The 23,958-nt window shown below is 65.4% G+C and carries 21 protein-coding genes; 18 read left to right on the forward strand and 3 right to left on the reverse strand.

The genetic code is table 11. The features are described from left to right. The first annotated feature begins 87 nt into the window (after positions 1 to 87). The 17 genes from J8I29_RS00945 to J8I29_RS01025 all read left to right on the forward strand — a co-directional run bounded on the left by J8I29_RS00945 (position 88) and on the right by J8I29_RS01025 (position 20,519). Positions 88 to 1,008 (forward strand): hypothetical protein, encoded by a 921-nt coding sequence (locus tag J8I29_RS00945; protein ID WP_209430304.1) that lies wholly within the window; start codon positions 88 to 90, stop codon positions 1,006 to 1,008. A 44-nt stretch (positions 1,009 to 1,052) separates the two neighbouring features. Continuing rightward, a complete protein-coding gene (locus J8I29_RS00950) occupies positions 1,053 to 2,000 on the forward strand; it encodes a DUF6282 family protein (protein ID WP_209430305.1) in 948 nt (315 codons plus the stop codon). A 184-nt stretch (positions 2,001 to 2,184) separates the two neighbouring features. Further along, the gene (locus J8I29_RS00955) at positions 2,185 to 3,501 is read left to right on the forward strand and encodes an MFS transporter (protein WP_209430306.1); all 1,317 of its coding nucleotides are present in this window, start codon (positions 2,185 to 2,187) and stop codon (positions 3,499 to 3,501) included. 93 nt (positions 3,502 to 3,594) lie between these two features. Continuing rightward, the gene (locus J8I29_RS00960; protein WP_209430307.1) at positions 3,595 to 4,953 is read left to right on the forward strand and encodes an MATE family efflux transporter; all 1,359 of its coding nucleotides are present in this window, start codon (positions 3,595 to 3,597) and stop codon (positions 4,951 to 4,953) included. Positions 4,954 to 5,097: 144 nt separating this feature from the next. Further along, positions 5,098 to 6,741, forward strand: coding sequence for an ABC transporter ATP-binding protein (locus tag J8I29_RS00965; RefSeq protein WP_209430308.1), 1,644 nt, complete (start codon positions 5,098 to 5,100; stop codon positions 6,739 to 6,741). Between the two features lie 271 nt (positions 6,742 to 7,012). Beyond that, positions 7,013 to 7,534 carry a MarR family winged helix-turn-helix transcriptional regulator gene (locus J8I29_RS00970; RefSeq protein WP_105864412.1) on the forward strand — a complete coding sequence of 174 codons (522 nt, stop codon included), beginning with the start codon at positions 7,013 to 7,015 and terminating at the stop codon, positions 7,532 to 7,534. Continuing rightward, positions 7,531 to 8,229 (forward strand): SDR family NAD(P)-dependent oxidoreductase, encoded by a 699-nt coding sequence (locus J8I29_RS00975; RefSeq protein WP_105864413.1) that lies wholly within the window; start codon positions 7,531 to 7,533, stop codon positions 8,227 to 8,229. The genes J8I29_RS00970 and J8I29_RS00975 overlap by 4 nt, the downstream gene beginning before the upstream one ends. Before the next feature lies 1 nt (position 8,230). Further along, entirely contained in the window at positions 8,231 to 9,562 is a 1,332-nt protein-coding gene (locus J8I29_RS00980; protein ID WP_209430309.1) for an FAD-binding oxidoreductase, read from the forward strand. Positions 9,563 to 9,642: 80 nt separating this feature from the next. Continuing rightward, positions 9,643 to 11,316: a peptide ABC transporter substrate-binding protein gene (locus tag J8I29_RS00985; protein WP_209430310.1), complete on the forward strand. Its 1,674-nt coding sequence runs from the start codon at positions 9,643 to 9,645 to the stop codon at positions 11,314 to 11,316. Positions 11,317 to 11,596: 280 nt separating this feature from the next. Next, the gene (locus J8I29_RS00990) at positions 11,597 to 12,547 is read left to right on the forward strand and encodes an ABC transporter permease (RefSeq protein WP_105864416.1); all 951 of its coding nucleotides are present in this window, start codon (positions 11,597 to 11,599) and stop codon (positions 12,545 to 12,547) included. A gap of 39 nt (positions 12,548 to 12,586) precedes the next feature. Then, on the forward strand, positions 12,587 to 13,477 hold the full coding sequence (locus J8I29_RS00995; RefSeq protein WP_105864417.1) for an ABC transporter permease: 891 nt from the start codon (positions 12,587 to 12,589) through the stop codon (positions 13,475 to 13,477). An 11-nt stretch (positions 13,478 to 13,488) separates the two neighbouring features. Beyond that, positions 13,489 to 14,811 carry an FAD-binding oxidoreductase gene (locus J8I29_RS01000; protein WP_209430311.1) on the forward strand — a complete coding sequence of 441 codons (1,323 nt, stop codon included), beginning with the start codon at positions 13,489 to 13,491 and terminating at the stop codon, positions 14,809 to 14,811. Positions 14,812 to 15,148: 337 nt separating this feature from the next. Next, positions 15,149 to 16,537: an aspartate aminotransferase family protein gene (locus J8I29_RS01005; RefSeq protein ID WP_348535965.1), complete on the forward strand. Its 1,389-nt coding sequence runs from the start codon at positions 15,149 to 15,151 to the stop codon at positions 16,535 to 16,537. After that, entirely contained in the window at positions 16,537 to 17,925 is a 1,389-nt protein-coding gene (locus J8I29_RS01010; protein WP_209430313.1) for a glutamine synthetase family protein, read from the forward strand. The genes J8I29_RS01005 and J8I29_RS01010 overlap by 1 nt, the downstream gene beginning before the upstream one ends. Before the next feature lies 1 nt (position 17,926). Continuing rightward, positions 17,927 to 18,694, forward strand: a complete 768-nt coding sequence (locus J8I29_RS01015) for an SDR family NAD(P)-dependent oxidoreductase (protein ID WP_209430314.1) — start codon at positions 17,927 to 17,929, stop codon at positions 18,692 to 18,694. Positions 18,695 to 18,709: 15 nt separating this feature from the next. Next, complete coding sequence (locus J8I29_RS01020) at positions 18,710 to 19,750, forward strand: histone deacetylase family protein (RefSeq protein WP_209430315.1); 1,041 nt, start codon at positions 18,710 to 18,712, stop codon at positions 19,748 to 19,750. Position 19,751: 1 nt separating this feature from the next. Then, positions 19,752 to 20,519: an SDR family NAD(P)-dependent oxidoreductase gene (locus tag J8I29_RS01025; protein WP_209430316.1), complete on the forward strand. Its 768-nt coding sequence runs from the start codon at positions 19,752 to 19,754 to the stop codon at positions 20,517 to 20,519. Here J8I29_RS01025 and J8I29_RS01030 read toward each other — a convergent pair. Both J8I29_RS01030 and rhmD read right to left on the reverse strand, forming a co-directional pair. Further along, complete coding sequence (locus J8I29_RS01030; protein ID WP_209430317.1) at positions 20,516 to 21,202, reverse strand: GntR family transcriptional regulator; 687 nt, start codon at positions 21,200 to 21,202, stop codon at positions 20,516 to 20,518. The two genes, J8I29_RS01025 and J8I29_RS01030, sit on opposite strands and share 4 nt — an antisense overlap. 319 nt (positions 21,203 to 21,521) lie before the next feature. Further along, positions 21,522 to 22,700: an L-rhamnonate dehydratase gene (gene rhmD / locus J8I29_RS01035; protein WP_209430318.1), complete on the reverse strand. Its 1,179-nt coding sequence runs from the start codon at positions 22,698 to 22,700 to the stop codon at positions 21,522 to 21,524. 187 nt (positions 22,701 to 22,887) lie between these two features. Here rhmD and J8I29_RS01040 point away from each other — a divergent pair, with 187 nt between their 5' ends. After that, positions 22,888 to 23,637 (forward strand): SDR family NAD(P)-dependent oxidoreductase, encoded by a 750-nt coding sequence (locus J8I29_RS01040; RefSeq protein ID WP_105864425.1) that lies wholly within the window; start codon positions 22,888 to 22,890, stop codon positions 23,635 to 23,637. 7 nt (positions 23,638 to 23,644) lie between these two features. On the opposite strand, the gene J8I29_RS01045 is transcribed toward J8I29_RS01040, so the two are convergent. Further along, a complete protein-coding gene (locus J8I29_RS01045; protein WP_209430319.1) occupies positions 23,645 to 23,890 on the reverse strand; it encodes a hypothetical protein in 246 nt (81 codons plus the stop codon). Between the last annotated feature and the right edge of the window lie 68 nt (positions 23,891 to 23,958).

Below are 23,958 nucleotides of genomic sequence, written 5' to 3' on the forward strand. Positions count from 1 at the left end.
AAATAAATGGAACATCGTTTCATCTAGTGAAACAAAAAAGAAATAGCCGATTTGGCGCGAGCTGCGTCCGGCTCAGGGGAGGTTGCCATGTATGACGCTTCGGATCCGCGTTCGACGCTGGCGTCGGTCCAGCCCGGGCCGGTGGCGACCGCGTTCGCCGGCGCCGATTGCGGCAAGTTCTACGAAACCGCGCCTCAGGAGGAGGATGCCAATGGCCGCAGCTGGCTCATCCGCAGCCAGCATTGCGTGGTCGCCTATAGCGAAGCGCGGGATGGCGCCTGTTTTATCCGTTCCGCTCAGCCGGACGAATATGTGCTGCTGCTGCCCGATGCCGGCGTGAGCGCCGAGGTCGAGACCGCCGGCGGCAAGGAGCTCGTGCCGGGCTATTCCATCGCCTTCGTTCCGCCCGGCCCGAGTGCCATCCGGATCGTGGGATCGGGGCCAGTCGTGCGGCTGTTCACCACCAGGGCCGAGGATCTCGTGGCGCGCTGCGCGAACACGGCATCCTATGCCGCGCCGCATCCCAATGTCGCACCGTTCCAGCCCTGGCCGGAAGCCACGGACGGGCCCCGGCTTCATGTCTATTCGCTCGACGTGCCGGACGAGCCGGGGCGGTTCGGGCGCATCTGGCGCGGCTCGACCATGATGGTCAACGTCCTGCCGGCACAGCACGGCCCGCGCGACGTCACCAAGCTCTCGCCGCATCACCATGACGATTTCGAGCAGATCTCCCTCGCACTCGAGGGAGCCTTCACCCATCATCTGCGCTGGCCCTGGACCACGGATCTCAACGCCTGGCGCGACGACCAGCACGAATATTGCGAAGCGCCGTCGGTGATGGTGATCCCGCCGCCGGCGATCCATACCTCCCGCGGCATGCTGGCCGGGGTGAACCAGCTGGTCGACATCTTCTGCCCGCCGCGCCTGGATTTTTCGCTGAAGCCCGGCTGGGTGCTGAACGCCGCAGACTATCCCATGCCGGCCGAGGGTATTGGCGTCGGCTCCTAGAGCAGCGATCGCATGGCGGAACCGACAGGCAAGGAGTCACGAGCATGGATGCACTCACCATCGATACCGGATCGGCCGGGGATAACGGGCGTATCGACGCGCTGCTCAAGGGCGCGATCGATCCCCATGTGCATAGTGGTCCCTCGATCGCGCCGCGCGGCCTCGACCACCTGGAACTGACCCGTGAGATGTCGGAGGCCGGTTTTGCGGCGGTGGTCACCAAGGATCACGACTATGCCGGCGTGGCGACGGCTGCCCTGATTTCCCACCACCATCCGGACCTGACCACCAAAATCTTTTCGGGCATCGTGCTGAACAATGTGGTGGGGGGCATCAACCCCTATGCCGTCGAGCATACGGCGGCGATGGGCGGCAAGATCGTCTGGATGCCGACTCTGGCCGCCGAGAACCATCTCGAATGGGAGAAGACCTCCGCCTGGTCGCATCCGGCCTCGACCCAGAAGATGCGGCCGGCCCGGGCGGTCCCGGTTCTCGATGCCAACCGGCGGGTGCTGGATGACGTGAAGGAAGTTCTGGACGTCATCGCCCGCAATCGCATGGCGCTTGCCAGCGGCCACCTGCATGTCAGCGAAACCTGGATCCTGTTCGAGGAAGCGCGGCGCCGCGGTGTCGAGCGCCTGATCTTCACCCACCCCGAGGACATCGTCGGCGCGAGCCTGGAGGATGTGAAGGGGATCGCCGCCATGGGAGCCTATGTGGAGCATTCGCTCTGCATGTTCCTGGAAGGATCCAAGTTCAAGACCCGCTCGGGGGAGGACCTGCGCCAGCAGATCGAGGCGGCCGGTATCGACCGCACCATCCTGTGTTCGGATCTCGGCCAGGTCGGCGTGTTCCGCCCGCTGGAAGGGTTCCGGCGCGGCGTGCGCCTGTGCCTGGAGCTCGGCTATTCCGACGAGGCAGTCCGCCGGATGGTCTCGACCAACACGGCACGCGTGCTCGGGCTGGAGGAACTCGTGGCCCAGGCGGCTTAAGGCGCGGGCCCTGAGGCGTGGTCTGTCTCTGCGGCGCCTTCCGGCCGCCGAAGGCAGGCGCCTGTCCTGCATCCGCGCCGTGTCGATCTATGCGTACAGACATAACCGGCCCCCATCGCTCGCGCCTTGCCCATCGGGCCGGACGTGCAGCCCCAATCACAAGGCCGGAAGCAGGGAGGAAGGCATGTTCACCTGGTTCACCAGTCTCGATCGTACCGAGCGCAAGACGCTCTATGCCTGTTTCGGCGGCTGGGCCGTCGATGCGCTCGACACCCAGCTCTACAGCTTTCTCATCCCCACCCTGATCGCGGTGTGGGGCATGACCAATGCCGAGGCCGGCTTTCTCGGAACTTCGGCCCTGATCTCCTCCGCCATCGGCGGCTGGGCGGCCGGCATCCTGAGCGACCGCATCGGGCGCGTGCGCGTCATGAAGCTCGCCATCCTCTGGTTCTCATTTTTCACCGTGCTGAGCGGATTCTGCAACTCCTTCGAGCAACTGCTCGCCGCCCGCATCCTGTCCGGCATCGGCTTCGGCGGCGAATGGGCTGCCGGGTCCGTGCTGATGGGCGAGATCATCCGTTCCGAATATCGCGGCAAGGCCGTCGGCACCGTGCAGAGCGCCTATGCGATCGGCTATGCCATTGCCGCGATCCTCTCCTCCATCCTGTTCGCGACCCTGCCGGATACGCAGGCCTGGCGCTGGATGTTCTGGCTCGGCGCGGCGCCGGCCATCCTTGTCCTGCTCGCCTTGCGTGGCGTGCCCGAGCCGGCCGTCTTCCTGGCGGCCCGGGAGAAGAGGGTGAAGGCCGGCGAAGCGCCCGTCAGCCCGTTGATGATTTTCCACCGGCGCTATCTGCGCACCACCAGCCTGACCTCGCTCCTGGCCTTCGGCGTGCAGGCCGGCGGCTTTTCCATGGTGATCTGGCTGCCGACCTTCCTGAAGACGGTGCGGGAGATCTCCACGGTGGGCGTGGGCTATCACATGTTCGTCCTCACCGTGGGCTCCTTCGTGGGCTATATCGTCGCCGCCTATCTGTGCGATGCCATCGGCCGCCGGCGCAACTTCCTGCTCTTTGCCTTGCTGAACTGGATCTTCATTCCGGCCTTCCTCTATCTGCCGGGCGGCGGCGCGGTGATGTTTGCGCTCGATTTCGTGCTCGGCTTTGCGGCTCTGGGCATCTACAGCGCGCTCGGGCCCTATTTCACCGAATTGTTCCCCAATGCCATCCGGGGCAATGGCCAGGGCTTTGCCTATAATTTCGGCCGGGCCGCCGGCGCGTTCTTTCCCACGGTGATCGGCCTGATGACGGCAGGCGGGCACCTCCCGCTGCGCGACGCCATGGCCGTCACCGCGGTCAGCGCCTATTTCTTCGTGCTCCTCGCCATCGCCCTGTTGCCGGAAACGCGGGGCCGTGAACTCAGCGAAGAGGTGGAGAAGGATAATGCCGGGCAGGGGGCGGCTTTGCGCTTGGCGCAACCGGTTCCCGGGAACGGCTCGTAACGGGGACGGGCAAATCGGCTCGGAGTATCTTGGGCGGGCACCTTGGAATGACTCTTGATTGGGGCTACCAAGGCGCGAGGAAAATCACCGCCCATGCCCGCCGCTTCGATCGACATCCCCGTCCGCCCCGTTCCCGTCAGCCACCGCATCGTCATCGGCATCGCAGCGCCGATGACTCTGGCGCATCTGTCCACGCCGCTGCTCGGGCTGGTCGATACCGCCGTGATCGGGCAGATCGGCAGCGAGGCCTTGCTCGGGGCGGTGGCGCTCAATGCCCTCCTGTTCGATTTCCTGTTCTGGGGCTTCGGCTTTCTGCGCATGGGCACCGCCGGCTTGACGGCGCAGGCCGTCGGCGCCGACGACAGGCTGGAACAGCGGGCGGTGTTCCTGCGGGCGTTGGTGATGGCCGCCGTGCTCGGCTTCGCCATGGTGGCGCTGCAACGCGCGATTGCGGCTGTCGCCTTCCCGCTTCTCGGCGCCTCGCCCGAGGTAACCCATGCGGCGGAAATCTATTTTGCCATCCGTATCTGGTCGGCACCCTTCGCCTTCGCCAATTATGCCGTGCTCGGCTGGCTGGTCGGCCTGGGACGCACCACCACCGGCCTGTTCCTGCAGATCGGCATCAACGTGGTCAATATCCTGCTCTGCATCCTGTTCACGCTGGGAATGGGCTGGGGCGTCGCCGGCACCGCCTGGGCCACCACACTGGCGGAGACGGCTGGCGTCGGTGCCGGCCTGACCGTGGTGATCGCCCATTTCGGCGGACATCTGGGCGTGCCGAGCGCCCTCGTCTTCGACAAGGCCAAGTTTGTGCGCATGATTGCCATCAACCGCGACATCATGCTGCGGACCTTCGCCTTGCTGGCCGCCTTCGTCTTCTTCGGGCGCCAGGGTGCGCTGGCCGGCGACGTGACGCTGGCCGCCAACGCCATCCTCAACAATTTCTTCCTGGTGGGCGGCTATTTCCTCGACGGCATCGCCACAGCGGCCGAACAGCTCAGCGGGCGCTCGATCGGCGCCAACAACCGGCGGTCCTTCGAAAAGGCCGTGCGCTATTCGGTGATCTGGAGCCTGGGGTTGGCGATCGCCATGTCCGCCGTGCTGTTCGCGGCGGGCGGGGCCTTCATCGATTTCATGACCACCAGCGCCTCGGTCCGCGAACTGGCCCGGCAATTCCTGCCCTATGCCGCTGTCACGCCCATCGCCGGTGCGCTCGCCTTCACCTTCGACGGCGTCTATGTCGGCGCCACCTGGAACGCAGCCATGCGCAACCTGATGGCGGTGGCGCTCGCCTGCTATTTCGGGCTGTGGTGGCTGCTGCAGCCCCTCGGCAATCATGGCTTGTGGCTTGCCTTGATCGGCTTCCTCGTGGCACGCGGCGCTGGGCAGGGACTGGCCTATTTCCGCCTGCTGCCGGGTTCGTTTTCCGGCACCCGGCCGAACGCGGCCTGACCGGCCTGCTGTCTATTGCGGCAATAAGATACCTTCCCTGCCTGAAATTTCCACTTGGCGCCGCCGGCAAAATTAGTTGTAATCGTCCACTATATCGAGGGCGGGTTACTGACCTCCCGCCGGTGATTGGGAAGGATGGTCACGATGCTGGTCTCCGACGCCGAGCCGAAAATCCCGGGCGCCACCATCCTGTCGGTCGAGAAGCTCACCGTCAGCCTGCCGCGCAACATGGAACGGCCCTACGCCGTCGAGGACATCTCCTTCGAGCTCAAGGCCGGCGAGATCCTCTGCATCATCGGCGAATCCGGCTCGGGCAAATCCGTTACCGCCAACACGATCATGGGGTTGCTATCGTCGTCGCTGACGGTGACGGGCGGGCATATCCTGTTCAAGGGCATGGACCTGCTGGCGACCCGGGAGGAACAGCTGCGCGACCTGCGCGGCCGGGCCGTCTCGATCATCTTCCAGGATCCGCTTTCCGCTCTCAATCCGCTGATGACCATCGGCGACCAGATCGCCGAAGCGATGGAGGCCCATGGTGTGGGCACGCCGGCCGCCCGGCAGCAAAAGGTCGTCGAACTCCTCGGCGAAGTCGGCTTGCCCAATCCCGCCGCCATTCGTCACCAATATCCCTTCCGTCTCTCGGGCGGCCAGCGCCAGCGCGTGATGATCGCCATTGCTCTCGCCCTCGACCCGGACGTGCTGATCGCCGACGAGCCGACCACGGCGCTCGACGTCACCACTCAGGCCCAGATCCTCGAGCTCATCCGCAAGATCCAGCGCCGCAAGGGCATGAGCGTGATGTTCATCACCCATGATTTCGGTGTGGTGGCCGAGATCGCGGACCGCGTCGTGGTGATGGAAAAGGGCCGGCTGGTGGAGCAGGGTACCGCCGCCCAAGTTCTGCGCGACCCTCAGCACCCCTATACCAAGACGCTGATCGCGGCGGTCCCGCGCATGGCCTCCCAAGATGCTGCGCCTGCCGCACTGCCACCCGTCATCCTGGCGGCCGAGGGGATCAGCAAGACCTATCAGGGGCAGGGGCGCTTCTTTACCAAGGGCGCGCCGGTGCGTGCCGTCGACGATGTGAGCTTCTCGATCCGGCAGGGCTGCACGCTCGGGCTCGTCGGGGAATCGGGCTCCGGCAAGTCGTCGCTGGGGCGGGTGCTGATGAAGCTGATGGGCAGCGATGGCGGCCGCATCCTGTTCGAGGGGCGGGATATCGCGCCGTTGCGCGAGGACGAGTTCCGCCCGCTGCGCCCGCGCATCCAGATGATCTTTCAGGATCCCTACGCCTCGCTCAATCCCCGCCACACGATCGGGCGCATTCTCACCGTCGGGCCCATCGCGCAGGGCATGGCCGCCGGCAAGGCCAAGGAAAAGGCGATCGGCCTGCTCGGCCGCGTCGGCCTCGATGCCGGTGCCTATGACCGCTTTCCGCACGAATTCTCCGGCGGCCAGCGCCAGCGCATCGGCATTGCCCGGGCGCTGATGTTCGATCCTGTCCTGCTGATCGCCGACGAGGCGGTTTCCGCGCTCGACGTCTCGATCCAGGCCCAGATCCTGCAATTGCTGGCACGCATCCAGAAGGAGATGCATCTGGCGATGATCTTCATCACCCATGACCTGCGCGTCGCCAGCCAGATCTGCGACGAGGTCGCGGTGATGTTCAAGGGCCGGATCGTCGAGTCCGGGCCACCGGCGCAGGTCTTTCGGAAGCCGCAGAACGACTACACCAAACGCCTGGTGGCGGCCATTCCGGGCAGCGAGTGGGAGCCTGCCGCCTGAACCCGGAGAACCGGAGCAACGGAAAAGGAGAACCTGTCACCCAAGCGCATGCCCAAATTAGTTGTGTTTGTCCACTATCTGTCGTTTGATACCGTCACCAGCCTGATATGACGGCGGTTCGCCGCCGCACCGGGAAACCTGCCGGTATCCAGACCAAATGCTTGAAGCGTCTGCAATTCGGCGGGTTCGCCATGGATCGCAAGACGCGCCGAACAGGAATGAAAGCAACGGGCGTTCGGTCGTGAACGCGCCATGTTGCAGGGGGTGCTCGATGAAGGGAACACGGGCTAAACCGCCGACGCTGCCCGAGCATATCGATCTCGATGTGCTGGAGGATACGTTGAGCTTCTATATCCGGGTGATCAGCCTGGCCGTATCGCGGGACCTCGACGAATGGCTCGACGGTCTCGAAGTCGCCAAGGGCACCGGCAAGGTCACCACGCTGCTGCTGGTGGACAGCCATCCCGGCATCCGCCCTTCGGTGATCGCCCATCTGGTGATGAAGGACCGTTCCGCCATGGGGCGGCTGGTCGACCATATGATCGAGCAGGGGCTGCTCACCCGCAGGATTTCATCCGACGACAGCCGGGCTCACGAACTCTATATCACGCCTGCCGGCGCCGAGCTGGCCGCCAAGGTGCGTGTGCTGGCGACGGAGCAGTCGAAGCGCTTTTTCGATTTCATTCCCGAACATGAGCAGAGACAGGTCATGGACATCCTCAAGCGGGCCTATCGCCGCTTCGTGGGCCTGCCGCCTCAGCATGGTGCCGACAAGGAAGGAAAGGTTGTATGAGCGAGCAGAGGGTGGCCCTGGTCTCGGGCGCCAATCGGGGGATCGGGCAGGCGGCGGCGGCCGAACTCGCGCGCCGGGGATGGCGGCTCTCGCTGGGCATGCGGCATCCGGAACAGCCGGCCTGGGCGGATCCAGAGCGGGTGCATCTCCAAGCCTACGACGCCACCGATCCGCAAGCCGAGGCGAACTGGACCGGTGCGGCGCTGCGGCGTTTCGGGCGCATCGATGCCGTTATCGCCAATGCCGGCATCATGATCCCGAGAAACGTCATCGAGGCCGAGGACGAGGATCTCGACGCCATGCTGGCCGTGAACGTCAAGGCACCGCGGCGTCTGGCCAAGGCGGCCTGGCAGGCATTGTCGGAAAGCGGGAGCGGGCGGGTGGTCGTCATCGCCTCGCTCTCGGGCAAGCGGGTCAAGTCCTCGCAGGCCGGGCTCTATTCCATCTCCAAATATGCGGCCGTCGCCCTGGCGCACGGCATCCGTCACGAAGGCTTCGAGCGCGGTATCCGCGCCACCGCGATCTGCCCTGGATTCGTCGCCACCGACATGGCCCTCGGTCTGACTGACCGCGCCGCCGAGAAGATGACCTCGCCGCATGACCTGGCCCGCATCATCGCCATGCTGATCGAACTGCCCAACGAAGCCAGCGTCGCCGAATTCACCATCAACTGCCAGCTCGAAGAGTCCTACTGACATGCCCGGCCCCACCGTCATTCCCGTTCAAGGCGATGCGACGCTGCCCGCCAAGGTTGATGTCGTCGTCATCGGCGGCGGCATCATCGGTACCTCGACGGCGCTCGAACTGGCCGAGCGGGGCCTCAAGGTCGCGCTCTGCGAAAAAGGCGGCATCGGCCAGGAACAGTCGAGCCGCAATTGGGGCTGGGTGCGCATCTCGCGCCGTGACCCGCGGGAAGTGCCGCTGATGGCCGAGGCGCTGAGGATCTGGAAGACGCTCGACCAGCGGGTCGAGGGCGACACCGGCTATACGCGCGCCGGCATCATGTTCACCTGCGCCACCGACAAGGAATATGCCGACCACGAGCGCTGGAACCGCAATCTCGACGGCTACCAGCTCGATTCGCGCATGATCTCGGGCAGCGAGTACAGGCGGATGTTCCCTGGCACGACCATGGATATCAAGGGCGCGCTTTTCACCGCCGAGGACGGCCGGGCCGAACCGCAGCGCGCCGCGCCGCTGATCGCGGAGGCGGCGCGGCGCAAGGGGGCTGCCATCCTGACCGAATGTGCCGTGCGCGGCGTGGAGACGTCGGGCGGGGCGATCAGCGGCGTCGTCACCGAACGCGGCCCGATCGCCTGCAGCGCCGTCGTCCTGGCCGGCGGGGCCTGGTCGAGCCTGTTCTCGGGCCGTTTCGGCATCCGCCTGCCGCAGTTGAAGGTGAAGAACTCGGTGCTGCGCACCAAGCCGCTCGAAGGCGGGCCGGAACCGGCGATCTGGTCCAACGGCTTTGCCGTGCGCAAGCGTGCCGATGGCGGCTACACCATCGCCTCCGGGCACGAGAACGTCGTCGACATCGTGCCCAACAGCTTCCGTTTCTTCTTCGACTTCCTGCCGGCGCTGCGCAAGGAATGGCGATCGCTCAATCTGCGCATGGGGAGCCGCTTCTTCGAAGAAGCCCGCGTGCCGAAGCAATGGGCGATGGACGAGGTCAGCCCTTTCGAACGCTGCCGCGTGCTCGATCCCGAGCCGGCGAAAGAACTGACGGACGTCGCCCTGGCCAATCTCACCAAGGCCTTCCCCGTCTTCGCCAAGGCGGAGATCGCCCAGCGCTGGGCCGGCTATATCGACGTCACGCCGGATGCCGTGCCGGTGATCTCACCGGTCGAAGCCATTCCGGGCTTCCACATCGCCACCGGTTTTTCCGGCCACGGCTTCGGCATCGGCCCGGCCGCCGGCAAGCTGATGGCCGATCTCGTCACGGGGCGGCCGCCCTTGGTTGACCCGGCCAATTTTCGTTTTTCCCGCTTCTCGGACGGATCGAAGATCGAGCTGATCAGCGGGTTCTGAGCCGTCGGTCCGGGCAGGCCCGGGCCGGCAACCGACTGAAAACAACTATAAAAAACCGTCACTCTCCAGAGGAACTCATCATGTCGAAACAAGAGCGGAACCAGTTCCCACATCCCAATCGGCGGCAGGCCCTCGGCCTTATGGCGACCGGCGCCTCGGCGCTGCTGATGCCGGCCCTGCTCGGGCGGGAGGAAGCCCTGGCGGCCGGCAAGGACAAGCCGTCGGGCCAGATGGTCATCAGCTTCTCGCAGGAGCCGACGGTCTTCAATCCGCATCTGCTGCACATCGAGGTGGACGAGGGCATCCATTACAGCGTGTTCAACCCGCTGTTCGACGTCGATCCGGACGGCAAGTTCACGCCATCTCTCGCCGTCGAGGTACCGACCGTGGAGAATGGCGGCATTTCCGCCGACGGCCTCACCTGGAAGGTCAAGCTGCGCGACGGCGTGAAATGGCATGACGGCAAGCCCTTCACGGCCGAGGACGTCAAGTTCACCCTGGAGCTGATGGTCGATCCCAATTTCCGCAGCTGGCGGCGCACCGGTCACGAGCATGTCCGCGACATCAAGGTGGTGTCGCCGACCGAGATCACCTGGCGCATGGACAAGGCCTTTGCGCCCTATCCCTCGATCCTCGCTTCCACCTTCATCGTGCCCAAGCACATACTGGGCGAAGCCGCCGACAAGAACACGGCGCCCTTCAACAATGCGCCCGTCGGGACCGGGCCCTTCAAGTGGAGCAAGCGCGTTCCCGGCGATTATATCGAGCTCGCCGCCAATGAGGACTATTTCGGCGAGGGCCCCTATCTGGAGCGTGTGGTCTACAAATACATCCCCGACATGACGGTGATGTACACCCAGTTCAAGACCGGGGATGTCGACCTCGTCGGCCTGCAATGGATCACGGCCGACCACTATGAAGAGGCCAAGACCCTCGAGGGCAAAATCGTTGACGTCGTGCCGAACGCAACCATCGAGTCGGTCGGATTCAATATGGAGCGCCCGCAGTTCAAGGACCCGGCCGTCCGCAAGGCGCTCTATCACGCCTTGGACAAGAAGACGATTATCGAGGCGCTGTATTACGGCCTGCCGGCCCCGACCGAATCCTACATGCCGCAGCAGTCCTACTATTACAATCCGGACCTGCCCAAGCAGGAATACGATCCCGAGAAGGCCAAGAAGGTTCTCGACGAGGCCGGCTGGGTGCCCGGCGCCGACGGCATCCGCGCCAAGGATGGCGTGCGCCTGTCCTTCAGCAACTCGACCACCGCCGGCAATCATCTGCGCGAGCAGGCGCAGCAGTTCATGCAGCAATCCTTCAAGGATATCGGCGTGGAGATGACGATCTCCAACCTGCCGCCGGCCGTGATGTGGGGCGACTACTGGATGATGTCGAAGTTCGACAGCGTCGTCGTCGGCATCAATTTCATAACCGGGCCGGATCCCGATACCTCGGACTATTTCATGTCCACATCCAGCGGGGCGAAGGGCGGCAACGGCCAGAACACCTGGCAATATGCCAATCCCGAAGTCGACAAGCTGCTGAAAGAGGCCGGCAATACCTTTGTGCGGGAAGAACGCCGCAAGCTCTATTTCAAGATCCAGGAGATCATGCGCGCCGACTTGCCCTTCCTGCCGATGTATCAATACGCCACCGTGCGCGGGCGCAAGAAGGGGGTGGAGGGCTTCCGGCCCAACATCAACAACCGGATCGACAGCTGGAACGTCAACACCTGGCACTGGGCCAAAAAATAGGCCTGCCACCCCGGGGTAACGGCCCAGGGTAAACGAGCGCCGTCTTACCCTCCCCTGGAGGGGGAGGGTCGAGGCAAAGCCTCGGGGTGGGGTGGTTCTTCGCTTAGCGGTCTGTTCGCATGATCACGTCAGAGCTCTTCACCCCACCCCGGCCTTTTCAGGCCGACCCTCCCCCTCCAGGGGAGGGTAGTGGTGCCTCCGCGTTAACCCGAAGTGGTTGGCCCGGCCCGCCACACTGCTGACAGCCGGCCCTTAAGGCCGGCCGAGTGGAGACGATCCCATGCTGCGCTATCTCGCTGGCCGGCTGTGGCAGAGCCTCATCCTGCTGCTGCTGGTCTCGGTCATCGGCTTTGCCGTGCTCAATCTGGCGCCCGGCGGCCCGCTTTCGCAATATACGCTCACGCCGGGCATGACCAAGGAGGCGCTCGACCGCATCGCCGAGCAGATGGGCCTGAATCGCCCGTTGCCGATCCAGTATCTCGACTGGCTCTGGCATCTGGTGCAGGGCGATTGGGGGCGGTCCTATCGCGACGGCCAACCGGTGCTCGCCATCATCGGCGGGCATCTCTTCGCCACGCTGCTGCTGATGGGCTTTTCCACCCTGATCTCCATTGTCCTCGGCACCTGGATCGGCGTGATGGGGGCGACGCGCCGCTATTCGCTGTTCGACACGCTGGCGACGGTGGGGGCGATGGTGGCGCTCTCCATTCCCACCTTCTGGTTCGGCCTGGTGGCGATCTACCTCTTCTCGCTGAAGCTGAAATGGCTGCCGGCGGGCAATATGTACACGGTGGGAGACGGCAGCTTCGCCGACTACGCCATCCATCTCATCATGCCGAGCATCGTGCTGGCGCTGGTGAACGTGGCGGTGTGGAGCCGCTACATGCGCACGGCCACGCTCGACGTGATCAACCAGGATTTCGTGCGCACGGCCAAGGCCAAGGGGCTGAAGCCGCGCCGCGTGCTGGTCAAGCATGTGATCGGCAATGCGTTGCTGCCGATGATCACCCTGGCCGGCCTGCAACTGCCCACCATCCTGAGCGGGGCGCTGGTGACGGAGACCGTCTTCACCTGGCCGGGCATGGGCCGGCTGTTCCTCGATAGCCTCGGCTACAGCGATTATCCGGTGATCATGGGGCTTTTGATGTTCTCGGCGATCCTGGTGCTCATCGGCAATCTGATCGCCGATCTACTCGTCGCCTTCGTCGATCCCCGCATTCGGCTCGGCTAAAGCGTTTTGCGAAACGCGCTTTGCTCCTGGGAGAAAAAGATGGCTTCAGCGACCCTTTCCCCCGCATCGCCCTCACCCAAGCCGCGCTGGTGGCGCAATCGCACGGTGCGGCGCTTCTGCCGGCATCGGCTCGCCATGGTCGGCCTGGCGATGATCATCCTCCTGACGCTCGCCTGCATCCTCGGCCCGCGCCTGCTGCCCTATGACGAACTCTTCATCGATCTGAGGGCCCGATTCGCGCCGCCTTTGACCGGCTACCACATCTTCGGCACCGATCCGCTCGGCCGCGACCTTGCCGCGCGCCTGTTCATGGCCGGGCGCATCTCGCTGCTGGTCGGTTTCTTCGCCATGCTGCTGAGCACGGCGCTCGGCACGGTGATCGGCGTCACCGCCGGCTATTATGGCGGCTGGGCGGGCTCTGCCCTGATGCGCTTCGTCGATGCCTTCCTGTCCTTCCCCAGCATCTTCCTGCTCCTGACGCTGGCGGCCTTCATCAAGCCGAGCCCGCTGATGATCACGGTGATCATCGCCGTCACCAGCTGGATGGAGGTGGCACGCATCGTGGAGGCGGAAGTGCGCTCGCTGCGCGAGCGTGACTTCGTGCTGGCGGCACGCATGGTGGGGCTGTCGAACAGCTGGATCATGTTCCGTGAATTGCTGCCCAACGTCATCGGGCCGATCATCGTGGCGGCGACGCTGACAGTGGCCCGCGCCATTCTGCTGGAAGCTTATGTGAGCTTCCTGGGCTATGGCATCCAGCCGCCGCTGCCGAGCTGGGGCAACATGCTCAACGGCGCCCAGCAATATCTCGCCAATGCCCCCTGGCTCGCCATCGTCCCGGGCGTGGCGATCACGCTCGCCGTCACCAGCTTCAACTTCATCGGCGACGGGCTGCGCGATGCCCTCGATGCCCGAAGCGACCTGAACTGAGGGGCACGGCCATGGCGAAATTCTCTCCCTTCGACACGACGCTCTGGTATGCGACCGCTCCTCCCGCGCCGCAGACCGTGCCGCTGGCCGGGCGCGTCCAGGCCGATGTCTGCATCGTCGGTGCCGGCTATACCGGTCTGACGACCGCGCTCGAACTGGTGCGCAAGGGCGTCAGCGTGGTGCTGCTGGAGGCCGAGCAGGCCGGTTTCGGCGGCTCCGGCCGCAACGCCGGCCATTGCACGCCGACCTTCACCCATTTCAGCCTGCCCCAACTGCGTCGGCTGCTCGGTGAGCCCTGGGCCGAAAGGCTGATTGCCCGGCAGACCCAGGCCAATGCCCGCGTCAGCGCCATGATCGAGCGCTACCAGATCCAGTGCGAATGGCAGCAGAACGGCTATGTCCAGGCGGCGGCCCGCCCTGGTGCCATCGACGCCATCAAGCGTAAGGTCGAGCAATACAATGCCGTCGGCGCCCGCACCCGCTTCGTCGACAAGGCGGAAGTGGAGGCGATCACCGGCAGCCCGCGCTTCCATGGCGGCTGGTTCCACAGCGAGGCTGGCCATCTCAATCCTTTGGGCTATGCGCGCGGTTTGGCGCGGGCGGTGCTGCAGGAAGGCGGCGTGCTGCATACGGGATCAAAGGTGACCAACGTCACCCGCGAGGGCTCGCGCTGGGGGGCCCACACCGCCGATGGCAGCGTGGTTGCCGACAAGGTGATCTTCACCACCGGCGCCTATACGGTCGAGGGCTGGCCCAGGCTCGACCAGAGTTTCAAGATCATGCGCGTCTTCGTGGCGGCAACGCAGCCGCTCAGCGAGGAGGAGCGCCGCTCCGTCCTGCCTGAGAACACCACCATGCATGATGGCCGCGGTGACATCTATGTCTACAAATACAATGCCGAGGGCCGCATCGTCGCCTCGATGTTCCCGATGGGGCGGCGCGGGCGCGATCTCGCCTATACCCATCAGGTGATGAGCGATCGCCTGAAATGGCTGCATCCCCAGATCAGGCAGGAGATCCGCTGGGAGTATTTCTGGTTCGGCGAGCTCGACATGCAGGCCAGGACCATCCCCCGCCTCTACGGCCTGGCGCCCGGCGTCGTCGCCCTGACGGGACTCTCCGGGCGCGGGGTGCCCACCGGCAGCATGCTCGGCGGCATCCTGTCGGAATGGGCGCTGGACGTGCCGGAGCAGGAGCTCTCGCTCAAGGTCGAGCCCCTGCACAAGGCGCCCTTCTATATGAGCTTCGGACCCCAGCTCACGCTGCGCTACTACCGGGCGCGCGATTGGCTGAGGACGCGGCTGGACGGCGCGCCCCTGCCGCCGCACGCCTGAGCAGGGAAAAGCGCTCCCCTGCCGCTGGCCTGATCTCTCATCCCTCCCCGCCACCAGCGGTGGCGCGGGGACAACAGTGGGGCATGGAGGGCGGTCAAAACGCACCACAGTTATACCATGCATCGTAGTTTGCCGGCGGCCGCTCGGCCTGCTGGCCGGGCCTGTCGCCCTCGAAAAAGAAGGACATCGCTCGCGCACTCGCAACGTGATCACAATTTATGAATTTATTGGATATCCGGTTGACAATGCAGTCTGTATTCTGCTGATTGTGATCACAATAATGCTCAATGTCTCCTGGCGACGAGCGGTGTGGCAATCCATTCAGCGGAGATTTCTCGTGTCCAGCACGCCGATCGACAATGCGGCCATCGAGGCGCGGGTGAAGACCCTGCTGCCGGCCGAACGGCAGCTCTACGCCGAGCGCCGGCCCAAGGCGCGGGCGATGGCGGAGCGCAAGGGCAAGGGCCTCTTCGACAATGTGCCGATGCACTGGATGCTCGATTGGCCGATGCCCTTCCCGATGGTGATCGAACAGGCGAGCGGCGTGCATCTCACCGACATCGACGGCAATGCGGCGGTCGATCTTTGCCTGGGCGACACCGGCGCCATGTTCGGCCATGGGCCCGAGCCGATCCTGGACGTACTGTGCAAGGCCGGTCATCGCGGGCTGACGACGATGCTGCCATCCGCCGATGCCGAGATCGTCGGCGAATTGCTCGCTGCCCGCTTCGGCCTGCCGCATTGGCAGATCGGCGCCACGGCGAGCGATGCCAACCGCTTCGCCATCCGCGTGGCCCGAGCCGTGACCGGCCGGCGCAAGATCCTGGTGTTCGACGGCTGCTATCACGGGGCGGTCGACGACACGCTGGTCGATCTCGTCAACGGCCGCACCTTCTCGCGGGCGAGCCTGCTCGGGCAGGTGGTCGATCTCGGCGAGACCACCATCGCCATTCCCTTCAATGACGAGGAAGCGCTGCGCAACGCCTTGGCGTCCGGCGAGGTGGCCTGCGTGCTGGCCGAACCGGTGATGACCAATTGCGGCATGATCCTGCCCGCGCCCGGCTTCCACGACACGCTGCGGCGGCTGACACGCGAACATGGCACGCTGCTTTTGATCGATGAGACCCACACGATTTCGACCGGCCTCGGCGGCTACACCATGCTCCACGGCCTGGAGCCCGACCTGATGGTGATGGGCAAGCCCATCGGCGGCGGCGTGCCCGTGAGCGTATGGGGCATGAGCGCCGCGGCGGCCGAGGGGCTCGACAGGGCGCGGCGGGCGCGCGACAGCCACGGCCATTCCGGCATCGGCACCACCCTGTCCGGCAGCGCGCTGCAGCTTGCCTGCCTGAGGGCCAGCCTGGAAAAGGTGATGACGGCTGAGACCTACGCCACCATGGCCGCCCGCACCGACATCATCGAGGCAGGCCTGATCACGGCGATAGCGGCGCAGGGCCTGCCCTGGCACGTCACCCGTGTCGGCGCCCGGCTGGAGGTGGTGTTCAGCCCCGAGCCGGTGCGCAACGCGGTGGAAGCCCGGCAAGCCGCCTCATCGGTGATCGAGGAGGCCTTGCATCTTTCCCTGCTCAATCGCGGCTTCCTGCTCACGCCCTTCCACAACATGATCCTGGTCAGTCCTGCCCTGGCCGAGGCGGAAGCTCAGGCGCTGGTCGCCGCCTATGGCGAAATCCTCGCCCGCTTCTGCCAGGCCGCGGAGGCCGCGTGATGTCAGCCTCTTCGACCCGGCCCGCCCAGGCCGCCAATATCGCCGAGGCCGAGGCGTTCCTGGCCGATCACCCCGAGATCGGCGCCTTCGATCTCGTGCTGATCGACATCAACGGCATTGCCCGCGGCAAGATCATAAGGCGGGAGGAACTGCTGCCTTTGTTCCGCGGCGGCCGGCATCTGCCCGGCTCCATTCTTGGCCTCGACGTCACGGGAGAGGATGTCGAGGAGACCGGCCTGGTCTGGTCGGATGGCGATGCCGACCGGCGCGCCTGGCCGATCGCGGGCTCGCTGGTGCCGCTGCCGTGGACTTCGCCGCCGCGCGGCGAGGTGCGCGTGTCGCTGTTCGAACTCGACGGCTCGCCGATGGCCGCCGATCCCCGCCATGCCCTGGCCGCCCAGCAGGACCTGTTGCAGGCCGAGGGCAGGCAGCCCGTCGCCGCCTTCGAGCTCGAATTCTACCTGCTCGACCGCGAGGCGGCGGCTGATGGCCGCCCGCAGCCGCTCCGCATGCCGCTGACCGGCGAGCGCCTGAGCGGCATCCATGTCTATTCGGTCGATGAACTCGATCGCCTCGAGCCCTTCGTCGATGCGGTCTATCGCGCCGCCGAGGCGCAGGCCCTGCCGGTGCAGACGCTGATCTCCGAATATGCGCCGGGCCAGTTCGAATTGACCCTGCGCCATCGCGAGGATGCGCTGCGGGCCGCCGACGACCTCATCATGCTCAAGCGCCTGTTGCGCGCACTCGCCGTGCGCCACGGCATGAAGGCCTGCTTCATGGCAAAGCCCTTTGCCGGCCGCGCCGGCTCGGGCATGCACGCCCATGCGAGCCTGTCGGCCCGCGACGGTGCCAATCTTTTCGCCGACCGCGACGGTGCGCTCGCGCCGGCCCTGCGTCATGCCATTGCCGGCCTGCTGGAGACCATGACGGAGAGCATGCTGGTCTTCGCGCCCCACCTCAATTCATGGCGGCGCTTCGCGGCGCAGAGCTATGCGCCGACGGCGCCGAGCTGGGGCGTCAACAACCGGGCCGTCGCCGTGCGCGTTCCCGCCGGTTCGCCGCAGGGCCGGCATCTGGAGCAGCGCGCCGCCGGCGTCGACGCCAATCCCTATCTGGTCGGCGCGGCCGTCCTGGCGGGCATCCGCCGGGGCCTTGCCGCCCAGCGCGATCCGGGCCCGCCGGCCACCGCCTATGCCAGTGCGGCCGATGACGCCCTGCCGGCCGATTGGCGCAGCGCCATCGAGGCGGCGGCCGGCTCGACCTTCCTGAAAGAGGCCCTGGGCGAGCGCCTTCACCATGTGCTGCTGGCGCTCAAGCGGGCGGAATACCGGCGTTTTGCCGCCGATATCACCGCATTGGAGCTGCAGCTTTACGGGGAGGTCGTCTGAGATGGCCAGGCGGACCATTCTGATTGCCGGTGGCGCCGGCGGCATGGGTCTGGCGACCGCGCTGCGTTTCGCCCAGGACGGCGCGCGCGTGGTCCTGGCGGATCTTCCGGGCTCACGTCTCGAAGAGGCCCGGGCAAGGGTAGAGGAGGCCGGCGCCGAGGTCCTCGCTTTGCCGCTCGACATCCGCTCGGCCCAGGCCTGCCGCGAGGTGGTGGCGAAGGCGACCGAGGCCGGTGGGCTCGATGTGCTCGTCAACGCCGCCGGCGTCTGGCTGGAGGGCCCCGCCACGGGAGTCGCCGAGGAGGACTGGGACCGCGTGCTCGACGTCAACCTCAAGGGTGCCTTCTTCCTGATCTCGGCCGCCATTCCCCATCTCGCCGTCTCTCGCGGCGTGATCGTCAACATCGCTTCCGATGCCGGGCTGGTCGGCAACAAGGGCGCGGCCGTCTATTGCGCCTCCAAGGGCGGGCTGGTGCTGCTCAGCAAGGCCCTGGCGCTGGAACTCGCACCGCAGGGCATCCGCGTCAATGCGATCTGCCCCGGCGACGTCGCCACGCCGATGATCGAATACCAGGCGGCGACCTATGGCGGCGGCGATCCCGACGCCTACAAGCGCCGGCTGCTCGGCAATTACCCGCAGGGCGAGAACGCCCGTTTCATCAAGGCCGAAGAGATTGCCGGCCTCATCCATTATCTCTGCCAGCCCGGTGCCGCACCGATCACCGGCGCGGCTCTTTCCATCGATTTCGGCATTACCGCAGGCTATTGAACCCGAGCTTTTGGCATGAAGACCTTCTACACCGCCGACCATCATCTCCATCACAGCGGCATGGAGCTTTCCTTCGGCAAGATCGTCGAAACCTTCGAAAAGCCGGAGCGGGCCGAGATCATCCTGGCGCGCGTCAAGGAGGTGGGACTCGGCCCGGTACTCACCCCGCGGGACTACGAGATCGAGCCGATCAAGCGTATCCATACCCCCGATTATGTCGACTTCCTCGAGGGCGTGTATGAGGAATGGCGGGCAGCCGGCCGCGACGGCGAGGTCTGGCCCTATAGCTGGCGCCATCGCTCCATGCCCCCTATCGACAAGGCGCCGAAGGGCCTCGATGCCCGTCTTTCCTATTATTCCTTCGATATGGCCGGCTCGATCACCGCCACCACCTGGCAGGCGGCCAAGCGTGCCGCCGACACCGCGCTCGCCGGCGCCGATGCCGTGCTCGGCGGCGAGCGTACGGCCTTCTCCCTGTGCCGCCCGCCCGGCCATCATGCGGGCCGCGATTTCTTCGGTGGCTATTGCTATCTCAACAATGCCGCCATTGCCGTGCAGCGTTTCCGCGATGCCGGCCGCTCCCGCGTGGCGGTGCTCGACGTCGACTATCATCACGGCAACGGCACGCAGGAGATCTTCTACGACAGGGCCGACGTGCTGGTCGCTTCCATGCATGGCGATCCCGATTTCGAATTTCCCTTCCATCTCGGCTATGCCCGCGAGCGCGGCGAGGGGGCAGGCGAGGGCTTCAACCTCAACTATCCCCTGCCTTCCGGCACGCAATGGCCGGAATGGTCAGCCGCCTTCGAGGATGCCTGCCGCAGGATCGGCACCTTCGAGGCGCAGGCCCTGGTGGTCTCGCTCGGGGTCGATACCTACAAGGACGACCCGATCTCGCAATTCAAGCTCGACACCCCGCATTTCAGCGAGATCGGGGTGCGGATCGCGGCTTTGGGCCTGCCGACCCTGTTCGTGATGGAAGGCGGCTATGCCGTCGGGGCGCTCGGGGTCAACGCCGTCAATGTCCTCACCGGCTTCGAACAGGCGGGAGGGTGAAATGACTTCGGAACCTTTCCTCCGTTCGCGCTCGGTCCTGGTGACGGGGGCGGGCGCGCCCGACGGGATCGGCTTCGCCATAGCCAGGGCCTTTGGCCGAGCCGGCCTCTCGGTTGCGATCACGGCCTCGACCGACCGCATCTATCGCCGCGCGGCGGAACTGGAAGCCGAGGGGATCGAAGCCTGGGCGGCCGTGGCCGACCTGACGCGGCCCGACGAGGTGCGCCGATTGCGGTCGGCGGCTGGTGACGTCGACATCCTCGTCAACAATGCCGGCATGGGGAGCGTCCTGCAGCCGGCGGTGCAGAAGCGCTTCGTCGAACTCGACGAGGCCGAATGGAGCCGCGGCATCGACGTCAGCCTGAAGACCGCCTTCCTGGTGACGCGGGCCTTTCTGCCCGCCATGATTGCCGGGCGGCATGGGCGCATCGTCAATGTCGCTTCGGTCACAGGCCCCTATGTCTCCAATCCCGGCGAGGCCGCCTATTCGGCGGCAAAGGCGGGCATGGTCGGGCTGACCCACGCCCTCGCTTTGGAGGTGGCCGGGGACGGCGTGACCGTCAATGCGGTGGCGCCAGGCTGGATCGAGACGGGAGCGTCCACCGAAGAGGAGCGCATCGCCGCCCGCGCCACACCGCCGGGCCGGGCGGGAACGCCAGACGAGGTCGCCGCCGCAGTGGCCTTCCTGGCCTCCGACGGTGCCAGCTACGTCAACGGCGCCGTGCTGGTGGTGGACGGCGGCAACATCCTGCAGGAGCGTAAAGCCTAGCTCGCCCCCAGGCCGAGGGTATGCCGCAGCAGGTACATGCCGTCGAGAATGTCGGCCTCGATGGCGGTGCGCAGCGAATCCGCATCGTTCCGGCGGATCGCCTCGATCGCCATCTTGTGCTTGTCGATGATCTCGGCGCCGTCGACTACGTCGTAGATGGTGCGCATGAACGGGCCGAACTGCACCCAGACGCTTTCGAGCAGGGGAACCAGCACGTCCGAATTGCCGGCACGATAGAGCTCGAAGTGGAAGTTGTAATTGGCGAGCATGTAGACGTCGGCGCTGCCGGTCTTGTAGTTCCGGTTCATCGTCTCGTCATGGGCGATCATGCGCTCCAGCCTGTCGCTATCGACAAAAGGCAAGGCGCGCCGGGCGCAGAGCGGTTCGAGGGCGAGCCGTGCGCTCATCAGCTCCTCGAAGCGGGTCACCGTCAGATGCGGCACGCAGACGCGCCGGTTCTGCTGGACCTCCAGGGCGTTTTCGGCGGCCAGGCGGCGGATCGCCTCGCGGCAGGGCATCACGCCCACGCCCAGCATGTCGCTGATGCCGCGCAGGCTCATGCTCTTGCCGGGATGGAGATTGCCGATGATCAGTTGCTCGCGCAGCGTCCTGTAGACCTGCTGGTGCAGCGGATTGGTCGCGGTGTCGGCCGGTTCGACGGCAGCGAGGCTCTCGGTGCTCATCTCTGACTGTGATCACATTGGCGGGCCGAGAGCAAGCGCCGAAGCGGGGCTCCGAATTCAGGTTAACGTGACGCTACACTTTACCCTCCCCTCGATGGGGTCGGTCATTCCTCTTGGAATGACCTGGGGTCGACGCGCAGCGTCGGGGTGGGGTGATGGCGCGACAGTTCCAAGAGGTCGCTCTCCCATTGTTTTTTAATGGATGGCGTTTCTCACCCCACCCCGGCCTTTCAGGCCGACCCTCCCCATCGAGGGGAGGGTAGTAACGCTTGGCGTTAACCTGAATTCGGAACCCTGAGCAGGGCAGGGCGTGCCACTGCTACATCCCGGCCTCGACCAGCACCGCCGCGGGATTGCGGGTGAGGCCAAAGCCCGGTGTATCGGGAACGTCGAGGCGTCCGTTTTTCGGCACCGGCTCGTCGCTGAAGAGGGGGCCGAAAACCGGCAACACGTCCTGCCCGTCGGCGCTGTTGGCGACATATTCGCAATAGGGCGAGTGGGGCTGCGACATCACGAAGTGGTAGCTGAACGGGCCGCTGCCATGCGGCACGACGGGAATATCGTAGGCGCCGGCATGGGCGGAGATCCGCAGCAATTCGGTGAGGCCTCCGACCCACATCACATCGGGCTGCAAGATGTCGATGTGGCGGCCTTCGATCAGCCTTCGGAAGCCGTATCGCGAATATTCATGCTCGCCCGTGGTCCATTTTATAGCCGGCAAAGCTCTCTTCAGCAGCGCATAGCCCTCGACATCGTCGGGATGCAGCACCTCTTCCCACCAGTAGATATCGAGGTCCCTGCAGGCGGTGGCGAGCTCGATCGCATAGGGCACGTCCAGCGCCATGTAGCAATCTACCATCAGCGGATAGTCGGGGCCGACGGCCTCCCGGTGCGCCGCGAGGAAGGCGAGGTTGGCGCGCAGGCCAGCGATGCCGTCGGCCGGGCCGTGGGGCAGGGGTACCTTGCCGCCCCAGAAGCCGAGCCGGCGGGCCGCTTCCGGCCGCGGACCGGTACAATAGAAGCGGATCTCTCCCTTAGTGCGCCCGCCGATCAGCTTGTAGACCGGCTCCTCCCGCATCTTGCCGATGAGATCCCACAGCGCGAGGTCCACTACGGAGATGGTGGCGAGCGGCAGCCCCTTGCGGCCGTAATACATCGAAGCTCGGAACATCTGGTCCCAAAGGCGATTGAGGTCGCGCGGGTCGGCGCCCTCGAGGAAGCGGCGGAAATGATGCTGGATCAGCCAGCAGGCGGGCTCGCCGCCAAAGCCTGTGGCAAGGCCGACATGGCCGCTTTCAGCCTCGATCTCCACCACGATCGATCCCATGACGTTGATGCCCCAGCTGGTGCGTGAGGCCTTGTAGTCGGCATAGCCCGACATCGGATTGGCGATCAGCGTGTCGATCAGCCAGTGCCCCTGCTTCTGGCTGAAATAATCGCCACCGCCTTCGCTGCGAACCAGATAGGTCCTGACCTGCTTGATGCGGGCAGATGCCATGCCTCGTCCTTCCTGCGTTTTGTTGCACGGAATAGTGACGCAAGAAACTTGTCAGTCAAGTTTACAAATTCCGGAAGGCACGCTCTCTTGTTGTCTGACAAATAATCCGATATCACCCCTGTTGCCTCAAAAAATGCGAAGGCGCCGGCAGCTTGGCCGGCATTTGGAAGGCAAGGGAAGGACCGGCATGACCACGATCATTCGCTTTGAGGGCCGCGGCGCCATCATCACCGGCGGAGCCTCCGGCATCGGCCTCAAGACGGCCGAGCGCATCGTGGCCGAGGGGGGCTCGGTCTCGATATGGGATGTGGACGCCGCCCGTGTCGCGACGGCTTGCCAGGCCTTGGGGCCGCGGGCCCACGGCATTGCCATCGACATCACCGACGCCGCTGCCGTGGAAAAGGCAGCGCAGCAGGCCGAAAGCCAGCTCGGCCGCATCGACGTCCTGGTCTGTTCGGCCGGCGTGGCCGGGAAGAACGAACTGCTGGTCAATTATCCGATCGAGGAGTGGAAGCGGGTCTATGACATCAACGTCAACGGCCTGTTCTACTGCAACCGCTTCGTCGCGCCGCTGATGCAGAAGCATGGCTATGGCCGCATCGTGAACGTCGCCTCCATCGCCGGCAAGGAAGGCAATCCCACAGCCTCGGCCTATTCCTCGTCGAAGGCTGCGGTGATCGGCCTGACCAAATCTCTGGGCAAGGAGCTGTCGAAGGAAGGCATCACCGTCAACGCCATCACGCCCGCGACGGTCGACACGCCGATCCTCCAGCAGGTCAGTCAGGCCCATATCGACTACATGCTGTCGAAGATCCCGATGGGCCGCTTCGGCACTGTGGAGGAACTGGCTGCCATCATCACCTGGCTCGCCAGCGAAGAGTGTTCCTTCACCACCGGCGCTGTCTTCGATATTTCAGGCGGCCGCGCGACCTATTGATAATATCTCAGGGCCGGCGGGCCATCAGCACCCGCACCAGTATCACGGCGAGCGCCGCCAGCCCGACGGCGGCGGCCACGACGATGACCGCAAGGCTCGTCGTCACATGGCAGGGGGCGGAATTGGCAGGATCCTGCCGGCAGGGAAACCAGCCATTGATCAGCCGTGCCAGATAGTGTCCCCGCGTCTCGAAGAAGACCAGCACGGCGCAGCCGAAAGCCAGCAGCGCAGGGAAACCGGTGCTCGGACGCATGAAACAAGTCCTCGGGAAACAATGCCGCTTTCTTGCATCGATTGACCTGTCCGGCAGTTTCGCGGGTC

Source organism: Labrys sp. LIt4 (assembly GCF_017813775.1).
In the GTDB taxonomy this organism is placed as follows: domain Bacteria; phylum Pseudomonadota; class Alphaproteobacteria; order Rhizobiales; family Labraceae; genus Labrys; species Labrys okinawensis_A.